Source organism: Salinivirga sp. (assembly GCF_055145285.1).
Window position 1 is genome coordinate 55,162 of the sequence record NZ_JBSRDC010000039.1, and the last position, 18,925, is coordinate 74,086.

The 18,925-nt window shown below is 39.0% G+C and carries 17 protein-coding genes; 5 read left to right on the forward strand and 12 right to left on the reverse strand.

Annotated elements, in window-relative coordinates:
- Positions 1-52: 52 nt before the first annotated feature.
- The 3 genes from ACTB0Y_RS07985 to ACTB0Y_RS07995 are packed head-to-tail and all read left to right on the forward strand — an operon-like array spanning position 53 to position 4,762.
- Complete coding sequence (locus ACTB0Y_RS07985) at positions 53-1,648, forward strand: SPOR domain-containing protein (protein WP_463206290.1); 1,596 nt, start codon at positions 53-55, stop codon at positions 1,646-1,648.
- 11 nt (positions 1,649-1,659) lie between these two features.
- Positions 1,660-2,415: a polysaccharide biosynthesis/export family protein gene (locus tag ACTB0Y_RS07990; protein WP_463206291.1), complete on the forward strand. Its 756-nt coding sequence runs from the start codon at positions 1,660-1,662 to the stop codon at positions 2,413-2,415.
- Positions 2,416-2,461: 46 nt separating this feature from the next.
- The gene (locus tag ACTB0Y_RS07995) at positions 2,462-4,762 is read left to right on the forward strand and encodes a GumC family protein (protein ID WP_463206292.1); all 2,301 of its coding nucleotides are present in this window, start codon (positions 2,462-2,464) and stop codon (positions 4,760-4,762) included.
- Positions 4,763-4,775: 13 nt separating this feature from the next.
- Here the strand turns inward: ACTB0Y_RS07995 and ACTB0Y_RS08000 are convergent, their stop codons facing one another.
- The 12 genes from ACTB0Y_RS08000 to ACTB0Y_RS08055 form a co-directional block, all read right to left on the reverse strand.
- Complete coding sequence (locus ACTB0Y_RS08000; RefSeq protein ID WP_463206293.1) at positions 4,776-5,183, reverse strand: DUF134 domain-containing protein; 408 nt, start codon at positions 5,181-5,183, stop codon at positions 4,776-4,778.
- A gap of 36 nt (positions 5,184-5,219) precedes the next feature.
- Entirely contained in the window at positions 5,220-5,735 is a 516-nt protein-coding gene (locus ACTB0Y_RS08005) for a hypothetical protein (protein ID WP_463206294.1), read from the reverse strand.
- Positions 5,736-5,917: 182 nt separating this feature from the next.
- Positions 5,918-7,261 carry an MATE family efflux transporter gene (locus ACTB0Y_RS08010; RefSeq protein ID WP_463206295.1) on the reverse strand — a complete coding sequence of 448 codons (1,344 nt, stop codon included), beginning with the start codon at positions 7,259-7,261 and terminating at the stop codon, positions 5,918-5,920.
- 213 nt (positions 7,262-7,474) lie between these two features.
- The gene (locus ACTB0Y_RS08015; RefSeq protein ID WP_463206296.1) at positions 7,475-8,770 is read right to left on the reverse strand and encodes a nucleotide sugar dehydrogenase; all 1,296 of its coding nucleotides are present in this window, start codon (positions 8,768-8,770) and stop codon (positions 7,475-7,477) included.
- 91 nt (positions 8,771-8,861) lie between these two features.
- Positions 8,862-9,797, reverse strand: coding sequence for a Gfo/Idh/MocA family oxidoreductase (locus ACTB0Y_RS08020; RefSeq protein WP_463206297.1), 936 nt, complete (start codon positions 9,795-9,797; stop codon positions 8,862-8,864).
- Between the two features lie 65 nt (positions 9,798-9,862).
- Positions 9,863-10,696 (reverse strand): HpcH/HpaI aldolase/citrate lyase family protein, encoded by an 834-nt coding sequence (locus tag ACTB0Y_RS08025; RefSeq protein WP_463206298.1) that lies wholly within the window; start codon positions 10,694-10,696, stop codon positions 9,863-9,865.
- 1 nt (position 10,697) lies between these two features.
- Positions 10,698-11,279, reverse strand: a complete 582-nt coding sequence (locus ACTB0Y_RS08030) for an acyltransferase (protein WP_463206299.1) — start codon at positions 11,277-11,279, stop codon at positions 10,698-10,700.
- Positions 11,272-12,396, reverse strand: a complete 1,125-nt coding sequence (locus tag ACTB0Y_RS08035) for a DegT/DnrJ/EryC1/StrS family aminotransferase (protein WP_463206300.1) — start codon at positions 12,394-12,396, stop codon at positions 11,272-11,274. The genes ACTB0Y_RS08030 and ACTB0Y_RS08035 overlap by 8 nt, the downstream gene beginning before the upstream one ends.
- Before the next feature lie 14 nt (positions 12,397-12,410).
- The gene (locus ACTB0Y_RS08040) at positions 12,411-13,388 is read right to left on the reverse strand and encodes an SDR family oxidoreductase (RefSeq protein WP_463206301.1); all 978 of its coding nucleotides are present in this window, start codon (positions 13,386-13,388) and stop codon (positions 12,411-12,413) included.
- Positions 13,389-13,452: 64 nt separating this feature from the next.
- Complete coding sequence (gene rny / locus ACTB0Y_RS08045; protein WP_463206302.1) at positions 13,453-14,991, reverse strand: ribonuclease Y; 1,539 nt, start codon at positions 14,989-14,991, stop codon at positions 13,453-13,455.
- 305 nt (positions 14,992-15,296) lie between these two features.
- Entirely contained in the window at positions 15,297-15,596 is a 300-nt protein-coding gene (locus tag ACTB0Y_RS08050; RefSeq protein ID WP_463206303.1) for a cell division protein ZapA, read from the reverse strand.
- A 1-nt stretch (position 15,597) separates the two neighbouring features.
- The gene (locus ACTB0Y_RS08055; RefSeq protein ID WP_057952728.1) at positions 15,598-15,888 is read right to left on the reverse strand and encodes a hypothetical protein; all 291 of its coding nucleotides are present in this window, start codon (positions 15,886-15,888) and stop codon (positions 15,598-15,600) included.
- A gap of 369 nt (positions 15,889-16,257) precedes the next feature.
- Here ACTB0Y_RS08055 and ACTB0Y_RS08060 point away from each other — a divergent pair, with 369 nt between their 5' ends.
- Both ACTB0Y_RS08060 and ACTB0Y_RS08065 read left to right on the forward strand, forming a co-directional pair.
- Positions 16,258-17,886, forward strand: a complete 1,629-nt coding sequence (locus ACTB0Y_RS08060) for a M23 family metallopeptidase (RefSeq protein ID WP_463206304.1) — start codon at positions 16,258-16,260, stop codon at positions 17,884-17,886.
- A gap of 6 nt (positions 17,887-17,892) precedes the next feature.
- On the forward strand, positions 17,893-18,834 hold the full coding sequence (locus ACTB0Y_RS08065; protein WP_463206305.1) for an anhydro-N-acetylmuramic acid kinase: 942 nt from the start codon (positions 17,893-17,895) through the stop codon (positions 18,832-18,834).
- The last annotated feature ends 91 nt before the right edge of the window (positions 18,835-18,925 follow it).

Consider the following 18,925-nt stretch of genomic DNA (forward strand, 5'->3'; position numbering starts at 1 on the left):
CAACAGTTACAGATCTTTTTTTTAAAAGTTATGTTGTAATTTGCAAGTTCTTATGGGAATTAAGGGCCTGTTTTTAATAATCATTCTAATGTTTTTCGCTGATCATTTATCCGGTCAGACGATGTGGAATACCCTTTTCCCTAATGGTGAATCAGAAAAATTGGAAATTGCTTACCAGAAGATTACCAGCGATACGAATAGTAATATTCCTTTTGAACAATTAAAAGATCACGTAAAAATACTTAATGACTATGCTTTATTGCATTTCCCGGAACTAAATGATGAGTTTCAGAAAAAAATAATCAATCATCTCGCCAGCACAGATTCAATGGAGTTGTACAACAAGCCAGCGTCATATTCATGGTGGCAATCGAAATTTTTACATCTTAGTGAGGTTATGCCGGTTTTTGTGATTCAACAGCAGATGGGTAAATTCAGCAAGCCAAACGATACGCTGGAAATTAAGGTGCCAGGTACGGATAAAGTTATTTCTGTTATTGTCAATAATAAAATTATAGAAGGTTATTTGCTTTCGCAGCATTCTGATAATTTGATATCCGAACAAGATCTTAGACATTTGTATACCAACGATGTATATGATTTAATTGCTTTTTACAGAACAGGTAAATTGCCTGCTAAAGGATTAAAACCGGATGATTTGTCTGAAGGAGATGGCCTGCCAGATGTCAAACATGAGCCTGATGCAACGGCATCAATAAGCAATGAAGATGAATCATCGGCCAATAAACAAGTAAAAGATGGTACGGCTAACAGACAGGAGGCTATTGAGGATGATTTACCTCCTGCAGATTTGTCAAAAGGAATCGCTTATCGCATACAGATTGCGGCCGCCCATAATCCATTATCAGAAAAAGAGCTAAATGGAAGATACCAGGGAAACAGAAGTAAAAAGCATTTTCGTGAAAATGGCTGGATAAAATACTATGTAGCGGAACTTCCCACGCTCGATAAAGCAAGAAAAATTGTTCAGGAAGAAGGTATGCCCAGAGATGCTTTTATTATGGCTTATAAGAATGGGCAAAAAGCACCTGAATATTTGAGAAATACTTTTGGCAGAAGATCTAGAAATTTTAAAGATTTAGCCCCTTTGACTTATGATACCAAAATTTGGGTAGTGCAAATTGCAGCCGATCAAAAACCGTTATCATTAGCGGATATCAATAATAAATATGGCGGTAATAAACCTGTTTATTACATAAACGAAGGCGCGTGGCACCGATATTCTATCGGAGCTTTTGACAGCTTCAGTGCTGCCGATGATTTAAGGCAAACCTGTGGAGTGCCCGATGCATTTATCGCCGCATATTTAAACGGTCATCGGCTCGATTCATGGAGTGTTAACCAAAAAAAGCTGTCGGGGGAGCCAATAAAATATATCGTGCAGGTGGCAGCATCATTTAAAAAGTTACCTGACGAAGAACTTAAAAATCGTTATGCAGGCGATAGTGCTGTTATGCATTTTCAGGAAAATGGCTATCATAAATATGCCATAGGCCACTACGATACTTTTAAGGAGGCGCTGAAAGCCAGGGAGGAATCAGGGGTGCCCGATGCTTTTATTAAAGCCTATCAAGGCGCTAAAAAGGTGAGTCTATTTAAAGCGAAAAATATTACAGATAAAAACTAAAAATCCAGGATATGAAAAAATTAATTTTCTTACAGGCTTTAGTCGTCATTGTACTGCTAAGTTCATGTATTAATCAAAAGAAAATATGGTTAATGCAGGATCAGGAGCCACCAATACAAACAGAATTTACCAACCCTCGACAGAAGGCTTATAAAGTGAAACCAGGCGATAGGTTGTTTATTAAAGTTTATAGCAGCGATAAGCAAACAAGTAAGTTTTTTCAAACAGACTTGCCCAATTTTATGAATAGTACTTATCAGTATTTGAACAGTTACCCGGTAGATACTGAGGGGTATCTTAATTTTTCATTTATTGAGAAAATAGAAGTTGAAGGGCTTTCTGTAAGAGAAGTCGAAAAAGTGCTGCAGGAAACATTGAATGAATACTTCAAAGATGTTACCGTTGTTGTGAAATTGGTGAATTTTCAGGTGACTGTGCTCGGGGAAGTGAAAAACGAAGGGAAATACACCATCAATGAAGAACGGATAAACCTGTTGCAGTCAATTGCGCTCGCAGGCGGTGTTAAAGAGTTTGGCGACCGTGAAAATGTTTCTTTGATACGGCACTCTAAAGATGGATCGAATGTGCATTATCTGGACCTGACCGATAAAAGTATTTTGGAATCTGATTATTACCACATACAACCCGGTGATGTTATTTATGTAAAGTCGTTAAAGACTAAGTCATTTGCCTACGAGACATTCCCCTATTCAGTTTTGTTGTCTTCAATGGCCGTTATAGTATCAATGATTTCAATTTTAAGATAAATATCAGTCTCAAAATGTTTAAAATGCCATTTGGTAATTCGTGATAATGGAGCAGAATCCGGCACAAATACTGGAATCGGAGTCGATAAATATACGTAAGCTGCTGCTTAAGACGCTTAGCTATTGGCCATGGTTTGTGTTGTCGTTGGTTATAGCAGGTGTGGTTGCATTGTTGTGGATAAAAAGTAGCCAGACCACATATGTGAGTTATGCTACACTACTCATACAAAAAGATGATCAATCAGCTGCTCTGGATAATCTTCTATTTAGTCAAACTCCTAAGCGTAATATTGCCAATGAAGCAGGTATTATAAAATCGGTGCATATTAAACGCAAGGCGCTGAATTATATTCCGGCAGGCATTTCTTATTATAATGAGCAACGCTTAAAAACAAAAGAACTTTATTCCAATCCTCCTTTATACGCCGATGTTGATTCTTTGCATATTCAACCTTTCAATGTGCCGGTATATGTGCGTTTAACAGAAAATAACCAAATCCGTTTGCAAATTGAAGGTGAAAATGTTGTTTTTAAAAAGCCCGGGAAAAGTAAAATTCAAACGCGTGCTAATTATTCTGTCGATACCATTATTAATCCTGGAGAATGGTTGGTGACAGAACAAATGGCATTTAAAGTCGATTCCATAGATTTGGCCAGGATCAACGAAGGTACATGTTATTTTGTGTTGAATACTGTGGCCCGGCAAATTGGGTTTTATAGTGCCCTGGAGATTTCAATGAATAAGGAGTCTGCTTTACTGGACCTTTCGATCGAATCCGGAGATCCCCAAAAATCTATTGATTTGCTGAATGCATTAATCAATGCTTACTTTGATTCTGAGATGCAACAAAAACTGGATCAGCGGGATGAGACCATTGGTTTTATCGATCAATTAATAATTGAGGTTTCTGATACCCTGGCCACCTATCAAAATCAGCTGACTAATTTTCAAACCGAGAATCTCACACTGGGTATTGAAGCAAAAAGCGAGGACCTGTATAATAAATATAGCGATTTGCAAAGTAAGCTTTCCCGGCTTTCATTGCAACAACGGTATTATAAGTACGTGGGCAATTTGCTTGAACAGGATAAGACTTTAAGCGACCTTATATCTCCTGCCACGCTGGGTATTAATGAGCCTATAATAAATGACTTGGTACAGCAGCTAATCGAACTTTATAGTCAGAAGAGTGAGTATGCATACAATACCAGAAAAGATAACCCTTACATCAGTGTAATTGACGAAAAGATTGCCAATCTCCAAACGTCGTTGTTGGTAAATATTAATAATAACCTGAAGGCCCTCCAATTGTCGAGAGATGAGCATGAGGATCAATTGCAGAAAATTGAAAAGAAACTGAGCAAGCTTCCGGTCACGAATAAAAAACTTAAAACTTACGAGCGTAAATTTAACGTGATAGACAATCTTTATACTTTTCTGCTTAAAAAACGTTCTGAAGCTCGTATTGAGCGTTCCAGCACACGACCAGCCAATGAGGTTATTCAATACGCCACTTCACTTACTACAACACCTCAGAGACGTAGTCCTGCTCAGGTCTTTATTATTGCAATGATGCTTGGATTGGTTGTACCTTTTGGGTTTTTTCAACTAAAATCAATGGTATTCAATAAGGTAGAAGATGAGGACCAAATTCGCGCTGCTACCGACCTTCCATTAGTGGGCAATGTGCTTCACGTGAATAAAAAGAATAAGGATGTTTTTACAGATCCGGTTTCTAACGAGGCGGAATCATTCAGAACTTTGCGTACAAACCTTGGTTTTTTTGCCTCACGCCAACCGGTAAAGGTTATATTGGTAACATCTTCTAAAAAAGGAGAAGGAAAAAGTTTTGTGGCACATAATATGGCCAGGTCTTACGCCTACAATAAAAAGCGTACACTGCTTCTGAATTTTGACTTGCGTAAATCTCATTCTAATGAGCAAGGGCTTTCAAATTATTTGAGTAATCAGGCTTCATTGAGCGATATTCTGCAAAAGAACGAGGAATATTTTCATTATATCGCATGCGGCCCAACACCGCCGAATGCCGGTGAGTTAATTACAAGCCCGCTAATAAGCCAGCTTTTTCAGCAACTCAGAGCAGATTACGATTTTATAGTGATTGATAGTCCCCCACTATTGCCGATATCTGATGCCTCAATTTTATCTGATTTTTCGGATTTGCAACTTTTTGTGGTGCGGCTGAACTACACTCCATTAGAAATGTTTAAGCAAACTATTCGCAAACAAAATTTTCAGAATTTAAAACGTCCTTTGATTCTCATCAACGATATTGAACCCCGAAACACCTACTATTCCTATCAATATTATCAGAAGGGTTATTAGGCCTGCGAAGTGTTTATTTGTTCAGGCTTTCAGAAATTTTTTCAATGGTTGTTTCCGATTTGCATAAAGGGCAAAATATATGTGCATCATACACATTAAAAGAAACCTGGCAATTGGAGCAAAAAAACCAGGATTCATGTACTTCTACGTTGCCGCCTTCTATCTTGATGTGCGCATCTCTAACAAGCGCTCTCGCCATTTTTTTACGAGCAGCATCATAAATTCTCGTGAGGGTAGGGCGGGAGACGTTCATTATGCCAGCAACCTCCGCTTGTTTCAGATTCTCGTAATCGAGTAGTTTAATCGCCTCAAATTCGTCGAAACTTAAAGTAATTGTGTCAGAAGCATTTTTGTTTACCGATTTCCAGCCTCTTCCTTTAGGTGGTAAAAATACGGTTCTTTTTCTGGTTCTTCGTGGCATTGTGGCGTGTAGGTTGAACAGACTTTAATGTTAAAGTTAGCTTTTGATATTGAGGTATTTTCCGGTGTGTTTAATGATATTGTTCAGAAAAAGAATATTCATTTCAAAGCCATTTTCATCGTAATACATCGTAATAAAGCTTTCTCCTTCCTGAATAGACCATATTCTTTTCCATTTTTTTTGTTCAAACAGGGTTTGGTCATTTTCGTTCCAAAGTCCGGTTCCAAAGTCATCATTCCCATGTAATTCTACAATGTGCTCTACAAGATGGGCTACTTTTTTGGCAGTAGCTTGTAATTCTGCAGAAAAGAGCCTCACATTGATGGGATTACTTCCGGTAAAATTGTTTTTGTCGAAGAAAACTTTGAATTGTACAGTATCGAGCAAGTCTAATTCATTCCACGGAAGCTTTCGCTCATATACAATCATGAACATAGCTTCTGTGTCGTAACTCTCCACTTCTTTGTACTCACCGTAAAAAAATGTGGTGAGGTCGTAGGTGAAAAGGTCGAGAATGCTTTTTTCTTTTTTGCTTGTCTCGAAAAAGTGCATATTTAAAATGCTTCTGTATTATTACAAAATTAAAATTTTTTTGCAAAAACCCTAAATCAGTAGTGGTTTATTAACGGCCAGTTAACAAGATTTGTGCTCTTTTTAAGTAAGATAAATCAAAAGGTCAAGAATAGATAATCTGTCAAATAGTTAATTAATTGAATCAATAGGCAGGGAACGATTTAGTTTGGCCTGGTAGCCACTACACCTTTTGCTTTCCATCGGCCAGACAGGTAATAGGCCAATACAATGGCTAATCCAACGGCCCAGCCAATGGGGTTGGCCCACCATATTCCTTCATAACCAATTTCGCCGGACAACCACCAGGCAATGGGTAGTCTCACTGCCCAAAGTGAAAGTAATGAGGAAATCATGGTGATGATTGTTGCACCTGCTCCTCTTAAAACCCCAATTGTGCTGAACATAACTGAGAATATGATATAGAAAGAACCTACTATAAGCAAATATTCGGAACCAATAGCTATCACTGAGGTGTCTTTGGTAAAGAGGCTCATTAACTGGCTGCCGAAAAGCACTACCACTATGCTCACTATTACGCTTATGATGGCTGACATCACGAGTGTCGATAGATAGCCTTTACGCACTCTTTCTATTTTACCTGCTCCCAGGTTCTGCCCTACAAACATGGACAGGGCCGATCCAAAATTCATGGCAGGTAGTGTGGCGAGTGAGTTTAGCCGCATGCCAACACTATAAGCGGCAATTACATTGGTGCCAAATTGGTTCACAATACCCATTAGGGCCGTCATGCCAATGGCTATAAACGATTGCTGGAAAGAGGTTGGCAGACCTATGCGTAAGCTTTTCTTAAAGATATCTTTATCGAAAACCATTCCTTTAAAAGAAAACCGGATGAGTTCGTGCGTTCTGTTTAGGTAAATTATTGCGGTTATAAAAGCTCCACCCTGAGAAATTACTGTAGCAAGTGCAGCGCCTGCAATACCCATATTGAAAACCAAAATAAATAGTAAGTCGAGCAACACGTTAAATATCGTGGCTATCATTAAAAAATACAGTGGTGTTTTACTATCTCCCAGTCCTCTTAATATGCTACTCGTAGTTTGAAACCCAAAAAACACAAATGAACCCCCAATATAAATACTGAAATAGACCATGGCTTGTGGCAACAAATCTTCAGGTAGTTGCAGCAAACCAAATATTTCTTCTCCGAAAATCAGTCCTAAGGTTGTAATAATAATGGAGACAAAAAACATGAAAATAAATGTGGTATCAATTGCCCTGACGACCTTGTCATACTCTTTTCCGCCAAAAAATTGTGATATTACAATGGTGGCTCCTGAACCAATACCAATTACAAATGAAATTAAAGTAAAAATTACCGGGAAAGAAGCGCCAACAGCTGCCAGGGCCTCTTTGTTAATGAAGTTTCCAACGATGATGCTGTCAATAATGTTGTAGAACTGTTGAAATAAATTACCGATTAGCATGGGCAATGCAAACCGGAATATTTGATTTCGTTCACTACCGCTGGTCAGATCTCTCATTTGTCCATTTTCTCCTTACCAATACTTCTGAACTATTACAATTTATATTGGTATAAGTTGAATTTGTATGTCAATTATTTTGTGAATGGGGTGGTTGAATCCATGTCATGCCTGGTGCATATTTTAATTATGTTGACAAAGATGACAATAAAAAACTGTCTGAAACAATTTTCCAAATAAAATGCTTCAGACAGTTAATGTGTTCTTTCGCAATTATAAGCTCCAGTATATAAATTGCTTTTCGTCTACTTTATTTTTAAAGACTCCCTTAACATCAACGAAAATAGATTCTTTTGTGCCAAGCTTAGAGAAATCTTTCATGTCCATTTTTTTATACGATTCATGCTGTACGGCCATACAAACAACATCATAAGGTGCTTCAGCTTTGTTTTTCAGGTCAATATCGTATTCATCCTTAACTTCTTTGGGGTCGGCCATCTCATCAATTACGTCGACTTTTACACCAAAGCTTTCAAATTCTTTTACAAGATCTACTACTTTGGAGTTACGAATATCTGCCACATCTTCTTTAAATGTAATACCCATGATGAGCACACGGCTGCCTTTTACGTTTTTATCCTGGCCCACTAATTTTTTAACCACTTCCTTTACTACATAAGCACCCATTCCATCGTTGATGGAGCGGCCACTGTCAATCATTCTTGGATGATACCCCATTTCTTTAGCTTTGTATAGCAAATAGTAAGGGTCTACGCCTATGCAATGGCCTCCTACCAGGCCGGGGAAAAAGTTCAGGAAATTCCATTTGGTGCCGGAAGCTTCAAGCACATCAAAGGTGTTGATATCCATTTTATTGAATACCATCGATAGTTCATTCATTAAGGCAATGTTTACGTCGCGCTGGGTGTTTTCGATGATTTTTGCTGCTTCAGCAACTTTAATGGTAGGTGCGCGATGGATACCTGCTGTGATTACCATCTCGTAGGTTTTGGCAATATTTTCCAGTGCTTCGGCATCATTGCCAGATACTACTTTTTTAATTGTGGTTAATGTGTGTTTTTTATCACCGGGGTTAATACGTTCGGGTGAAAATCCCACCTTAAAGTCTTTGCTGAATGAGAGACCGGAATGTTCTTCCAGTACAGGTATGCATTCTTCTTCTGTACAACCCGGGTAAACGGTAGATTCAAATACTACGTAATCTCCTTTTTTCAGGACTTCACCAACAGTTTTTGATGCTGCCAGAAGTGGTTTCAAATCCGGCAAATGATGATCATCAATAGGTGTTGGTACAGCCACGATATGAAAATGAGCTTCTTTTAAATCTTGCGGATCGGCAGTGAATTCTATATCACAATCTTTAAATGCTTCTGAAGGCAGTTCTCTACTGGGATCAATGCCTTTTTTCATTAACTCAACCCGCTCGGGTTTTATGTCAAACCCAATTACTTTTGCTTTTTTCGCAAACTCCAGTGCAATGGGCAGTCCTACATAGCCAAGCCCAATGACTGAAATATTTTTTTCCCCTTTAGTTATATCTTCGTACATATGATTTTAATTTTGGTCTAAAATTGCCGCTATTTTTATTCTTCAACAAATAAAATTGACTAACCAATTTGTTTTATTGATGATTAAATGTCTATTTTTTCAAGAATGGGTGAAAATCATCTTTTAACCCGCTGATTTTCGCATTTCTGATATCGTGTACAATTTCTATGGATGTTCTGGCATCTTTGGGGCCATAACCATTTCCGGCAAGAATTTCTTCGTAACTTTTAGTATGCAAGTCAGTAAAACCTCCGCTGAATTCTATTTCTTCACCGTCAACTGTAATTGAACGGTAGGTGCGTTGACCTTTTTCTCTGATTTCTTTGGGTACATTTTCATAATCAACACTTAAAAACCAACGTACGCGGGCTTTTTTAAGTACCAACATGCCGGCGGCATCTGTATCTGTAAGCCTATGTGTGATGTTTTGTTCTACATCACCAAAGATCCATGTGAGCATATCGAAAAAATGGATGCCAATGTTGGTGGCAATACCGCCCGACTTTAAGGGGTCGCCTTTCCATGAGAAATGGTACCATTTACCACGGCTTGTTATATAGGTAAGATCTATATCGTGAATTTTCTCAGGTTGTTTTTCTATTTTCTTCTTGAGTTCCAGAATAGCCGGGTGATAACGAAGTTGTAATATGTTGTAAATATTACGTCCGCTCTCTTGTTCCAGTTCCATTAGCCCCTCCACGTTCCAGGGATTTAAAACCAACGGTTTCTCACAAATGGCATTGGCTCCTTGCCTGATGGCAAACCGGATATGGGAATCGTGTAGGTAATTGGGTGAGCATATTGACACATAATCAAGTGGAGAACGATGTCTCCTAAGTTTGTCTACATGGCGATCGAAACGCTCAAATTCTGTAAAAAAATCAGCTTCAGGGAAGTATGAATCCATTATTCCCACGCTGTCAAAATTGTCAAGTGCTGCCACCACTTCATTTCCTGTTTCTTTTACAGCTTTCAGGTGGCGAACTGCTATATATCCGGCTACGCCGATTATTCCGAATGTTTTCATTTATTAAATTTTTATTTTACGCTCTTTTATTTGTTTTTGGGACAATTAAAAAATGGTAAATTATTTTAGTTATTTTTTTTATCCAGGTAGTCAATTATTTTTTTGATCCTCGCAATATGAGGTCTCTCGTAAATGAGTCCATCAATGGTTACTACTGAAAAATCTTTGAGTTTTTCAAGGTCATATTTTTCATTGATGGCAATGGCATGGTTTATTTCCGATTGATTGAAGTATTCGATTTCATGCATTACTTTTAATTGGGCTGGATGCACAATAATTTTCGCATCATATCCCATTTGAAAGCCCTGATGGCATTCTTTCTTAAAAAGATCGCGGTCTTTTAGCACCATGGATGCCATATCAATGGCTTCGATATTGCAGGCTTTGGCAACGTTTAGCAGATAATGTCGTGCCCAACTGATGTTTTCAAGTGAATAGGACATCCCAAGATTTGCGGCATAGTCCTGTGCTCCGAGGCAAAGTCCTTTGAAGGGATATTTTCCTGAAAGCGCCATATCTTTAACATGCATGAGTGCTGAAGGTGATTCAACGAGGTAGTACCATTCAAGTTCAGGTATGTCATAATAATTGAAAATGTTCAGCAGCTCATCAAGCATTTGCTTGGTGTCGGCTTTAGGGATATAAAATCTTCTAAATCCCATATCAATTAAGCGCTCCAGTGTTTTGTTCCTGAGTTTACCCGACGAAGAAAACAAGCGGGGCCTTACAATATATTGCTCGGGGCCTTCAATATTTTCAAGGTTCTCGAATGCAGATTCAATTTCATTTTCTGCAATAGCATCCTCGAGGTCAAATACAAATTCGTCTGCCTCTATTTCGGGCATTTTGTCAATAAACTTCTTTTTTGTTGCAGGAATGAAGAAATATGATTTAAGCATATCAATTTTCTTTTTTTACTTGTCCATTTTCAAGTATATAAAAATCTTTACTTTCCGGGCACTGGGCGCGGTTATGTTCGTCAAAATGAAGTCTGTGACCGTATTCGCTCATCCACCCGATTTGTTTTGAGGGATTACCCACTACAAGGGCATAATCCGGTATTGCTTTGGTTACTACTGCTCCGGCTCCTATAAATGCGTATCTTCCAATATCGTTACCACAAACAATTGTGGCATTGGCCCCAATAGTAGCACCTTTGCGAACCGTTGTTTTGGCATACTGATCTCTTCTTGGTACTGCGCTTCGTGGGTTTATTACATTGGTGAAAACCATGCTGGGCCCAAGGAAAACGTCATCTTCACAAATTACGCCGGTGTATATTGAGATGTTGTTTTGCACCTTTACATTATTCCCAAGCACTACATCAGGAGATACGACCACATTTTGTCCAAGGTTGCAATTTTTTCCTATCCGGCTGTTTTTCATGATGTGGCTAAAGTGCCATATTTTTGTGCCCTCGCCAATTTCGCAAGGTTCATCCTTAACCGCTGTTTCATGAATGAAAAAATCGTTCTTATTCATGGAAGTATGATTTTATAGTGTTACAAATGTGGGTGAGCTGTGGTTTTGTTAATTCCGTATGCATGGGCAATGACAATACCCGCTCAGCCAATTCTTCCGATACGGGAAAGGGCCGGTCATCGGTCCATTTCTTAAACGCCGCCTGTTTGTGGAGGGGTATGGGATAGTAAATCATTGACGGGATATCGTGTTTTTTTAAAAATTCCTGCAATTTTTTGTTTTCCCCTTTGGGTACTTTAATGGTGTATTGGTGGTAGGTGTGTGAGGAGGCATCTCTTTTGGCCGGGATCGCAATTTCAGGGATGTTTTCAAGGTGGTGATCGTAAAAAATGGCAGCGGCCTGGCGTCTGCGATTAAAATCGTCGAGGTTTTTAAGTTTTACGTTTAAAATGGCAGCTTGCATCGCATCCAGGCGGCTGTTTACACCAATACGGTCGTGGTGATATTTTACCGTACTGCCATGATTTGTGATGCTTTTTGCTGTGGCTGCAAGATCATCGTCATTTGTGTAGAGGGCGCCACCGTCTCCGTAACAGCCCAGATTTTTGGACGGAAAGAAAGAGGTGCAGCCAAAGTCACCTAAGGTTCCGGCCTTGCTGGGTTTGTCTTTTATGTAGTAGTCAGAACCTATCGCCTGAGCACTATCTTCAATAACCTTCAGGTTATGTCTGCGGGCAATTTCCATAATGGAAGCCATATTTGCACACTGTCCAAAAAGGTGTACGGGTACAATCGCCTTTGTTTTTTCTGTAATGAGCGATTCCAGCTGATTGATATCAATGGTGAAATCTTCTATGTTTACATCGGCAAGAACGGGTTTGGCGCCGAGAAGTGCTACAACCTCAACGGTGGCAATAAATGTAAAGTCAGGTGTAATGACTTCATCACCTGGTTCTATTCCTGCACTCATCAAGGCTATCTGAAGCGCATCGGTGCCATTGGCACAGGGGATCACGTGTTTTACACCAAGGTAATCTGCCAGATTTGCTGCAAAAGTTTTTACCTCCGGGCCATTAATGAATTTGGCGCTGTCGATTACCTGTTGTATGCCTTCATCTATTTCTTTCTGAAGCCTTTTATACTGCGTTTTCAGGTCAACCATCTGTATTTGCTCCATGTTTGCTGTGTTTTTTACAAGTTTTTCCAATACCAATTAATTGCCTCTTTCAATCCTCCACTCACATTGTATTTTGGATTGTAGCCCAATAAGTTTCTGGCAAGCTCAATGCTGGCCAAAGAGTGGGGGATGTCGCCTTTTCTTGTGGGACCATAATTGGGTTCAATTTTAGCTATTGATTTATCAAATTGTAGCAGTTCTTTTCTGATCATTGTGAAAAGCTCATTCAACGAGGTTTGTTCACCACAAGCCACATTGTAAACCTGGTTTATTGCTTCGGGCTTTTCTGTGGTTGCTGCCAGTTCATTGGCCTGAACAACATTTTTAATGTAGGTGAAGTCACGTGAAAACGCTCCATCGCCATTGATAGTAGGTGGTTCGTGCCGCATTAGTTGACTTACGAAACGCGGAATTACAGCTGCATAAGTGCTTTCGGGGTCCTGGCGGCGACCAAAAACATTGAAGTATCGGAGCCCGATGAGGTTCATGCCGTAGATTCGGTAAAAGTTTTCAGCCAGTAATTCATTAACATATTTGCTTATGGCGTATGGCGATAATGGCTTACCGATTTTATGTTCAACTTTGGGCAGTTCCTCACTGTCGCCATAGGTAGAAGAACTGGCTGCATACACCACGCGTTTAACCCCATGTTTGTAAGCAGCATAAAACACATTGGTGGTTCCCGTGATATTTACATCTATTGATGTTACCGGGTCATTTATGCTCCGGGGTACTGAGCCCAGTGCAGCCTGATGTAAAATGATGTCGCAACCGGGAATAACCTTGTCAAGCAGGTCTCTGTCTCGAATGTCACCTTCGGTAAACCTGAATTCCGGAAATTGGATTTGGATTTCCTCGATGTTTTCGTGTTTCCCCGTACTAAAGTTGTCTATTCCGCTGACCTTATATCCTTTTTTCAGGAACGCTTCAGCCAGGTTTGATCCAATAAATCCGGCGACTCCGGTAATAAGTATTTGTTTGGTTTGTGTCATACAATAAAAAGTCGGATGAATTTACAAACTATTCATCCGACTTTAAAATTTATTTACATGTTTTTTATTTCGCGTACGCTACCGATCGTGTTTCTCTGATCACGGTCACTTTTACCTGTCCGGGATAGGTCATCTCGTCTTGTATCTGTTTAGATATTTCAAACGAAAGGGCTTCTGACTCTTTATCTGAAACTTTATCACTACCCACAATTACACGTAGTTCCCGACCTGCTTGTATAGCATAAGTTTTGAGTACACCGTCATGGCGCAGTGCCATGTTTTCAAGGTCTTTGAGTCGTTTGATGTACGATTCTACCACTTCGCGGCGTGCACCCGGGCGAGCGCCTGAAATGGCATCGCATACCTGAACTATAGGTGCTATCAGCGTGTTCATTTCAACTTCGTCGTGGTGAGCACCGATGGCATTACAAACTTCTGGTTTTTCCTTGTATTTTTCGGCCAGTTTCATTCCGAATACTGCGTGTGGAATCTCCGGATCATCGTCGGGTACCTTGCCAATATCGTGGAGCAATCCGGCACGCTTAGCGAGTTTGGTATTCAATCCGAGTTCAGCAGCCATAATTGCACAAAGGTTAGCTACTTCACGGCTGTGTTGCAATAGGTTTTGTCCGTAGGAACTGCGGTATTTCATTTTACCTATTAAACGAATCAGTTCCGGATGAAGTCCGTGAATACCCAGATCAATTGCAGTACGCTTACCGGTTTCGATAATTTCTTCTTCAATTTGCTTTTTGGTTTTTGATGCAACCTCTTCAATTCGTGCTGGGTGTATGCGACCGTCTGTAACGAGTTGGTGTAACGACAATCTTGCAATTTCTCTTCTTACCGGATCAAAACCACTTAAAATAATAGCTTCGGGCGTGTCGTCTACAATAATTTCGATACCTGTGGCAGCCTCCAGGGCGCGAATGTTTCGACCTTCGCGGCCAATGATTCGCCCCTTGATGTCGTCATTGTCAATGTTGAAAACAGTCACTGAGTTCTCAATGGCTTCTTCAGTAGCTACACGCTGAATGGTTTGTATAACAATACGTTTTGCTTCTTTATTGGCTGAAATTTTAGCCTCTTCCATGATGTCGTTGATGTACGACATGGCTTCAGTGCGTGCTTCTGCTTTTAGCGATTCCATAAGCTGCGCCTTAGCATCTTCTACCGACATGCCGCTTATGGCCTCGAGTTGTTCAACTTGAGCTTTATGCGCTTTTTCTACTTCAGTCTCCCGTTTTTCAAGCAGTTCCATTTGATTGGAAAGGTTTTCTTTAATGGCATCTAATTCGCGGTTTTTGCGATTTAGTTCTTCTGAGCGCTGGGAGAAATTTTGTTCTTTTTGTTTAAGTTTTTGCTCCTGCTGATTAATTTTTGAGTTTTTCTCATTAATGTATTTCTCATGTTCGTTTTTTAACTCGAGAAATTTTTCTTTTGCCTGAAGTATTTTGTCTTTTTTGAGTACTTCGGCTTCGGTGCGACCTTCCTTAATGATGTTGTCTTTCCGTTTGCGCAACATTACGTTCCACAGAAAAAAAGAAACGGTAGCACCTACAAGAAAAGTTATTATCAGAAAAATAATTGTAAGTCCGTCCATATCTGTATAATTTTAATAAGTACTTGTAAATATATGATTAATAGTGTTTTTAATTAGCTACAAGGTGTGGGAATTGGCACAAAAAAAGCCCGCATTAAAACTATTGCTTTTAGTAAAAAATCCATTTCTGACATGGATGGTGCCGCGACCACAGATCAGACTTCCACTGTCTTCCGAAGAAGATCCCGACGAATCGGGATGAGGCCTGTCTTTACTGCATTCAGCTAAACACCAATTTTAGTAGTGTTGATTTTTCAAAAGTCAACTAGATTAATGCGGGCAAACTCTTTATGTAAAAGAACCTCTTATTGTTTTTTTAATGCTGAGTCGAGTTTTTGACTGATTTCCTGCAGAAATTCCTGGTACGCATTTCCGGATTTTTCATCGTCTATATCCGTTAATTTTGTCGCAAATTGTAATGCTGCCATAGCTAAAAAATCTTGTGCATCTTTGTCTGTATACACCTTCCGGTACTGAAATACCGTTTCGTTTATTTTTGTAGCTGCATTACGCACCTTAGCTTCGTCCGTCCGCTTTATTTTAAGCGGATAGTAACGGTCTGCAATATTTACTCTTATCGTAAACGTGTCACTCAGTTCACTCATATCAGCGATTTAAAAGTGCAATACATTGATCAACTTCCCGCACTATTGCATTAATTTTTGCCCGGGCTTCCTTTTTCCCTTCAGGTGTATCACCTATGGACCGGGCTACTTTTAATGTCTCGAAACGCTCCTTCAATGCTTCATATTCAGCGTTTCTTTTATCCAATCGTGTTTTTATCTCTTCTATTTCACTTGATAACATAGAATTCGCTTCCATGCACATTTCATAAGAGCTTATAAGCTGATCCAGTTTTTCCTGTATTTCTATCAATTTTTGGTCTTTATCAGCCATCCACGATTGAATTTATTTAATACAAATTTAAAACAAGAAACCTAATTGCACAAATATACGTTTGTTTATTTTACTTAATCTTCACAATGCTTATTAAATTTATGGTTTATTAATTTTTTATACGTTTTTTCGATGAAAAAGATTTATAAATAGGCCGTGTACAAGTTTTATTTATTTTTGTTTCTGTATAACAAATTATTTCCAATTATGATGTTTATTCCTGATCGAATACATAAAAAAATATCTCCAGAAAGATTTTTGTTTTTTATCTTTTTTGTTTTTTGTTTAATCTATTGTCCCAGATATCTTTCAGCTCAGAGTAATAATGATGAAGATGTTTTTCGCTCACCAGTTGATATAGATATCCTTTTGAGCGGAAATTTTGCTGAATTAAGAGGAAGCCATTTTCATACGGGAATTGATATTAAAACTAAGGGGAAAACAGGTCTGAATATTTATGCCATTGCTGATGGGTATGTCTCCAGAATAAAAGTTTCTCCATATGGCTATGGAAATGCGCTCTATATAACACACCCAAACGGATATACGTCGGTTTATGCGCATTTACACAGGTTTAACATTCAGATTGAAGAGTATGTGCGACGCCAGCAATATGCCAGTAAAAGTTTTGCTGTAAATTTATTTCCAGAGCCTGGATTAATAAATGTGAAGCAGGGTGAGGTGGTCGGAAAAGGTGGAAATTCAGGCAGTAGCCTTGGCCCACATTTGCATTTTGAAATTCGCACTACTGATAATGAAAAACCTCAAAATCCACTGCGTTGGAATTTTGATGTGGTGGATAATATCGCACCCAGATTTCATAATCTTATAGTTTATCCGCTTTCTGATGGCGCAACAGTGAACAATGTACAAAGAAAACTTTTGTTTAGCCTGCAAAAATCCGGAAATAATTATAAAGTGAAAAATAATGCTCCAATAAAGGTTGCTGATACAATTGGTCTTGGCGTTTATGTAAATGATTACCTGAATAATACCTATAATCGCTGTGGTGTAAATCAGTTAAAAGTTTTTGTTGATGACGCTCTTACATATTTTCTTGAATTAAATGAATTGTCTTTTGCTGAAAACAGGTACATTCTTTCTCACATGGATTATGCCTTGAAGGTTGACAGGAACATAAAAGCCCACAAATGTTTTATTGATGAGGGAAATCATTTTAGTGGTTATAAGTTCAGTGAAGAACGGGGAAAGGTTTTTGTTGCTCCCGGGGACCGTAAACACGTCGAAGTTCATGCTATTGATGCCCACGGTAATAAATCTGTTCTGAGTTTTACGTTATTGGGTGTTGATCCTGTAAATGCTAAACAGAATATTTCGGTTGCCAGTGTTCTGAAACCAGGGCAAACAAATCACTTCGAAAATGAGGATGTTCACCTGGTCTTTCCTTCGAAATCGCTATATACCAAATTGAATTTTACATACAGCAGTGAACCAGGTTCAGAGGAAATGTATAGTAAGATATTCCAGCTTCACGATAAGCATGTGCCATTGCATCAGCGGTTTAATTTTATATTAGAAGCCCCTGAAGTTCCCAATCATCTTAAAAATAAATTATACCTGGCTTCTGTGGCCCAAAATGGCAATACCAGCCCGGTTACTTCAAAGGTAAGGTGTGATAAGGGCCGGGCACATACCCGAATCAGATCTTTTGGTAGATTTGCACTAATGGCCGATACTATTCCTCCTGAAATAAGACCTGTAAATATTTACGAAAATAAAGATATGACCAGTGAACAGGGAATTTCTGTGAAAATTACTGATGATGCTACAGGGATTGAGTCATACAATGGTTATATAAACGGGCAATGGGTGCTCTTTAGCTACGATGCTAAAAATGATTTGCTTTACTACGAGTTTGACGAATACCTGCCGCAGGATAGTACACTGCAATTAAAGCTTATTGTTTCAGATCCAAAACATAATACTTCTATAAAAACCATTAATTTTAAACGTTCAGAGGAACAGACAAATTTATAATGGGTAATGAAAAAATCTTTATTTGCCGGCTTAATGTCGGGAACATCGCTTGATGGTTTAGATATCGCGATCTGTGAATTCAAAATGCATGGAGAAAACCTGGACTGGCAAATAGTTGAAGCCGATACAATTTCTTATGACAAAGCATGGAGCAAAAAACTTCAAAATGCTCACGAAAAGCGAGCATTTGACTTATTGAAATTGCACCATGAATATGGTGAGTTTTTGGGTTCAACCGTCTTATTTTTTTTATCCCGATCTGGCATCCCAAAAGCAGATATTGCGGCCATTAGCTCACATGGACATACCGTTTTTCATCAGCCCGAAAGCAAGCTTACCTTTCAGCTTGGGCACGGTGCCTCAATTGCTGCTGCAACTGGGTTGCCGGTTTTTTGCGACTTCAGGGTTCAGGATGTTGTTTTAGGTGGTCAGGGTGCTCCTCTTGTGCCTGTTGGAGACCGGTTGCTTTTTGGTAAATATGATTTTTGCCTCAATTTGGGAGGTATAGCCAATGTAAGTATGGAAGACAAGGGGCAAAGAGTCGCCTGGGACATTTGCCCGGCCAATATGGTATTGAACTATTTAAGCAGGCAAATGGGACAAGCTTTTGATGATAAAGGTGCGTATTCTGCGCGAGGTAAAGTTGATCGTGATTTGCTGAATGAATTAAATCAATTGCAGTATTACAGTAAGCCAGCACCTAAAACCCTCGGCAGGGAATGGGTGGAGCGCGAAGTGTTGCCTTTATTGGAACATTATGAAATACCGGTCGGGGATAAGCTTGCAACGTTTACAGAACATGTTGCAATTCAAATATCCAAAGCAATTGATAATTGTAGTGGTAGTACCATTTTAATTACGGGTGGAGGTGCATATAATGATTTTTTAATTAATCGAATCAACAAATGGGCGAATGTAATACTCCCCAAAATTAGTACCATTTGTTAAGTTGAAAAAAAATGATTAAAATTAGAATTAAAAATTAGGTACTATGAAAGGAAAAAGAAGAAAATTTAGACCAGAATTCAAAGCAAAAGTT

Coding starts and splice junctions, on each gene's coding strand:
- ACTB0Y_RS07985 (WP_463206290.1), top strand. CDS start 53: ATGGGAATTAAGGGCCTGTTTTTAATAATCATTCTAATGTTTTTCGCT.
- ACTB0Y_RS07990 (WP_463206291.1), top strand. CDS start 1,660: ATGAAAAAATTAATTTTCTTACAGGCTTTAGTCGTCATTGTACTGCTA.
- ACTB0Y_RS07995 (WP_463206292.1), top strand. CDS start 2,462: ATGGAGCAGAATCCGGCACAAATACTGGAATCGGAGTCGATAAATATA.
- ACTB0Y_RS08000 (WP_463206293.1), bottom strand. CDS start 5,183: ATGCCACGAAGAACCAGAAAAAGAACCGTATTTTTACCACCTAAAGGA.
- ACTB0Y_RS08005 (WP_463206294.1), bottom strand. CDS start 5,735: ATGCACTTTTTCGAGACAAGCAAAAAAGAAAAAAGCATTCTCGACCTT.
- ACTB0Y_RS08010 (WP_463206295.1), bottom strand. CDS start 7,261: ATGAGAGATCTGACCAGCGGTAGTGAACGAAATCAAATATTCCGGTTT.
- ACTB0Y_RS08015 (WP_463206296.1), bottom strand. CDS start 8,770: ATGTACGAAGATATAACTAAAGGGGAAAAAAATATTTCAGTCATTGGG.
- ACTB0Y_RS08020 (WP_463206297.1), bottom strand. CDS start 9,797: ATGAAAACATTCGGAATAATCGGCGTAGCCGGATATATAGCAGTTCGC.
- ACTB0Y_RS08025 (WP_463206298.1), bottom strand. CDS start 10,696: ATGCTTAAATCATATTTCTTCATTCCTGCAACAAAAAAGAAGTTTATT.
- ACTB0Y_RS08030 (WP_463206299.1), bottom strand. CDS start 11,279: ATGAATAAGAACGATTTTTTCATTCATGAAACAGCGGTTAAGGATGAA.
- ACTB0Y_RS08035 (WP_463206300.1), bottom strand. CDS start 12,396: ATGGAGCAAATACAGATGGTTGACCTGAAAACGCAGTATAAAAGGCTT.
- ACTB0Y_RS08040 (WP_463206301.1), bottom strand. CDS start 13,388: ATGACACAAACCAAACAAATACTTATTACCGGAGTCGCCGGATTTATT.
- rny (WP_463206302.1), bottom strand. CDS start 14,991: ATGGACGGACTTACAATTATTTTTCTGATAATAACTTTTCTTGTAGGT.
- ACTB0Y_RS08050 (WP_463206303.1), bottom strand. CDS start 15,596: ATGAGTGAACTGAGTGACACGTTTACGATAAGAGTAAATATTGCAGAC.
- ACTB0Y_RS08055 (WP_057952728.1), bottom strand. CDS start 15,888: ATGGCTGATAAAGACCAAAAATTGATAGAAATACAGGAAAAACTGGAT.
- ACTB0Y_RS08065 (WP_463206305.1), top strand. CDS start 17,893: ATGAAAAAATCTTTATTTGCCGGCTTAATGTCGGGAACATCGCTTGAT.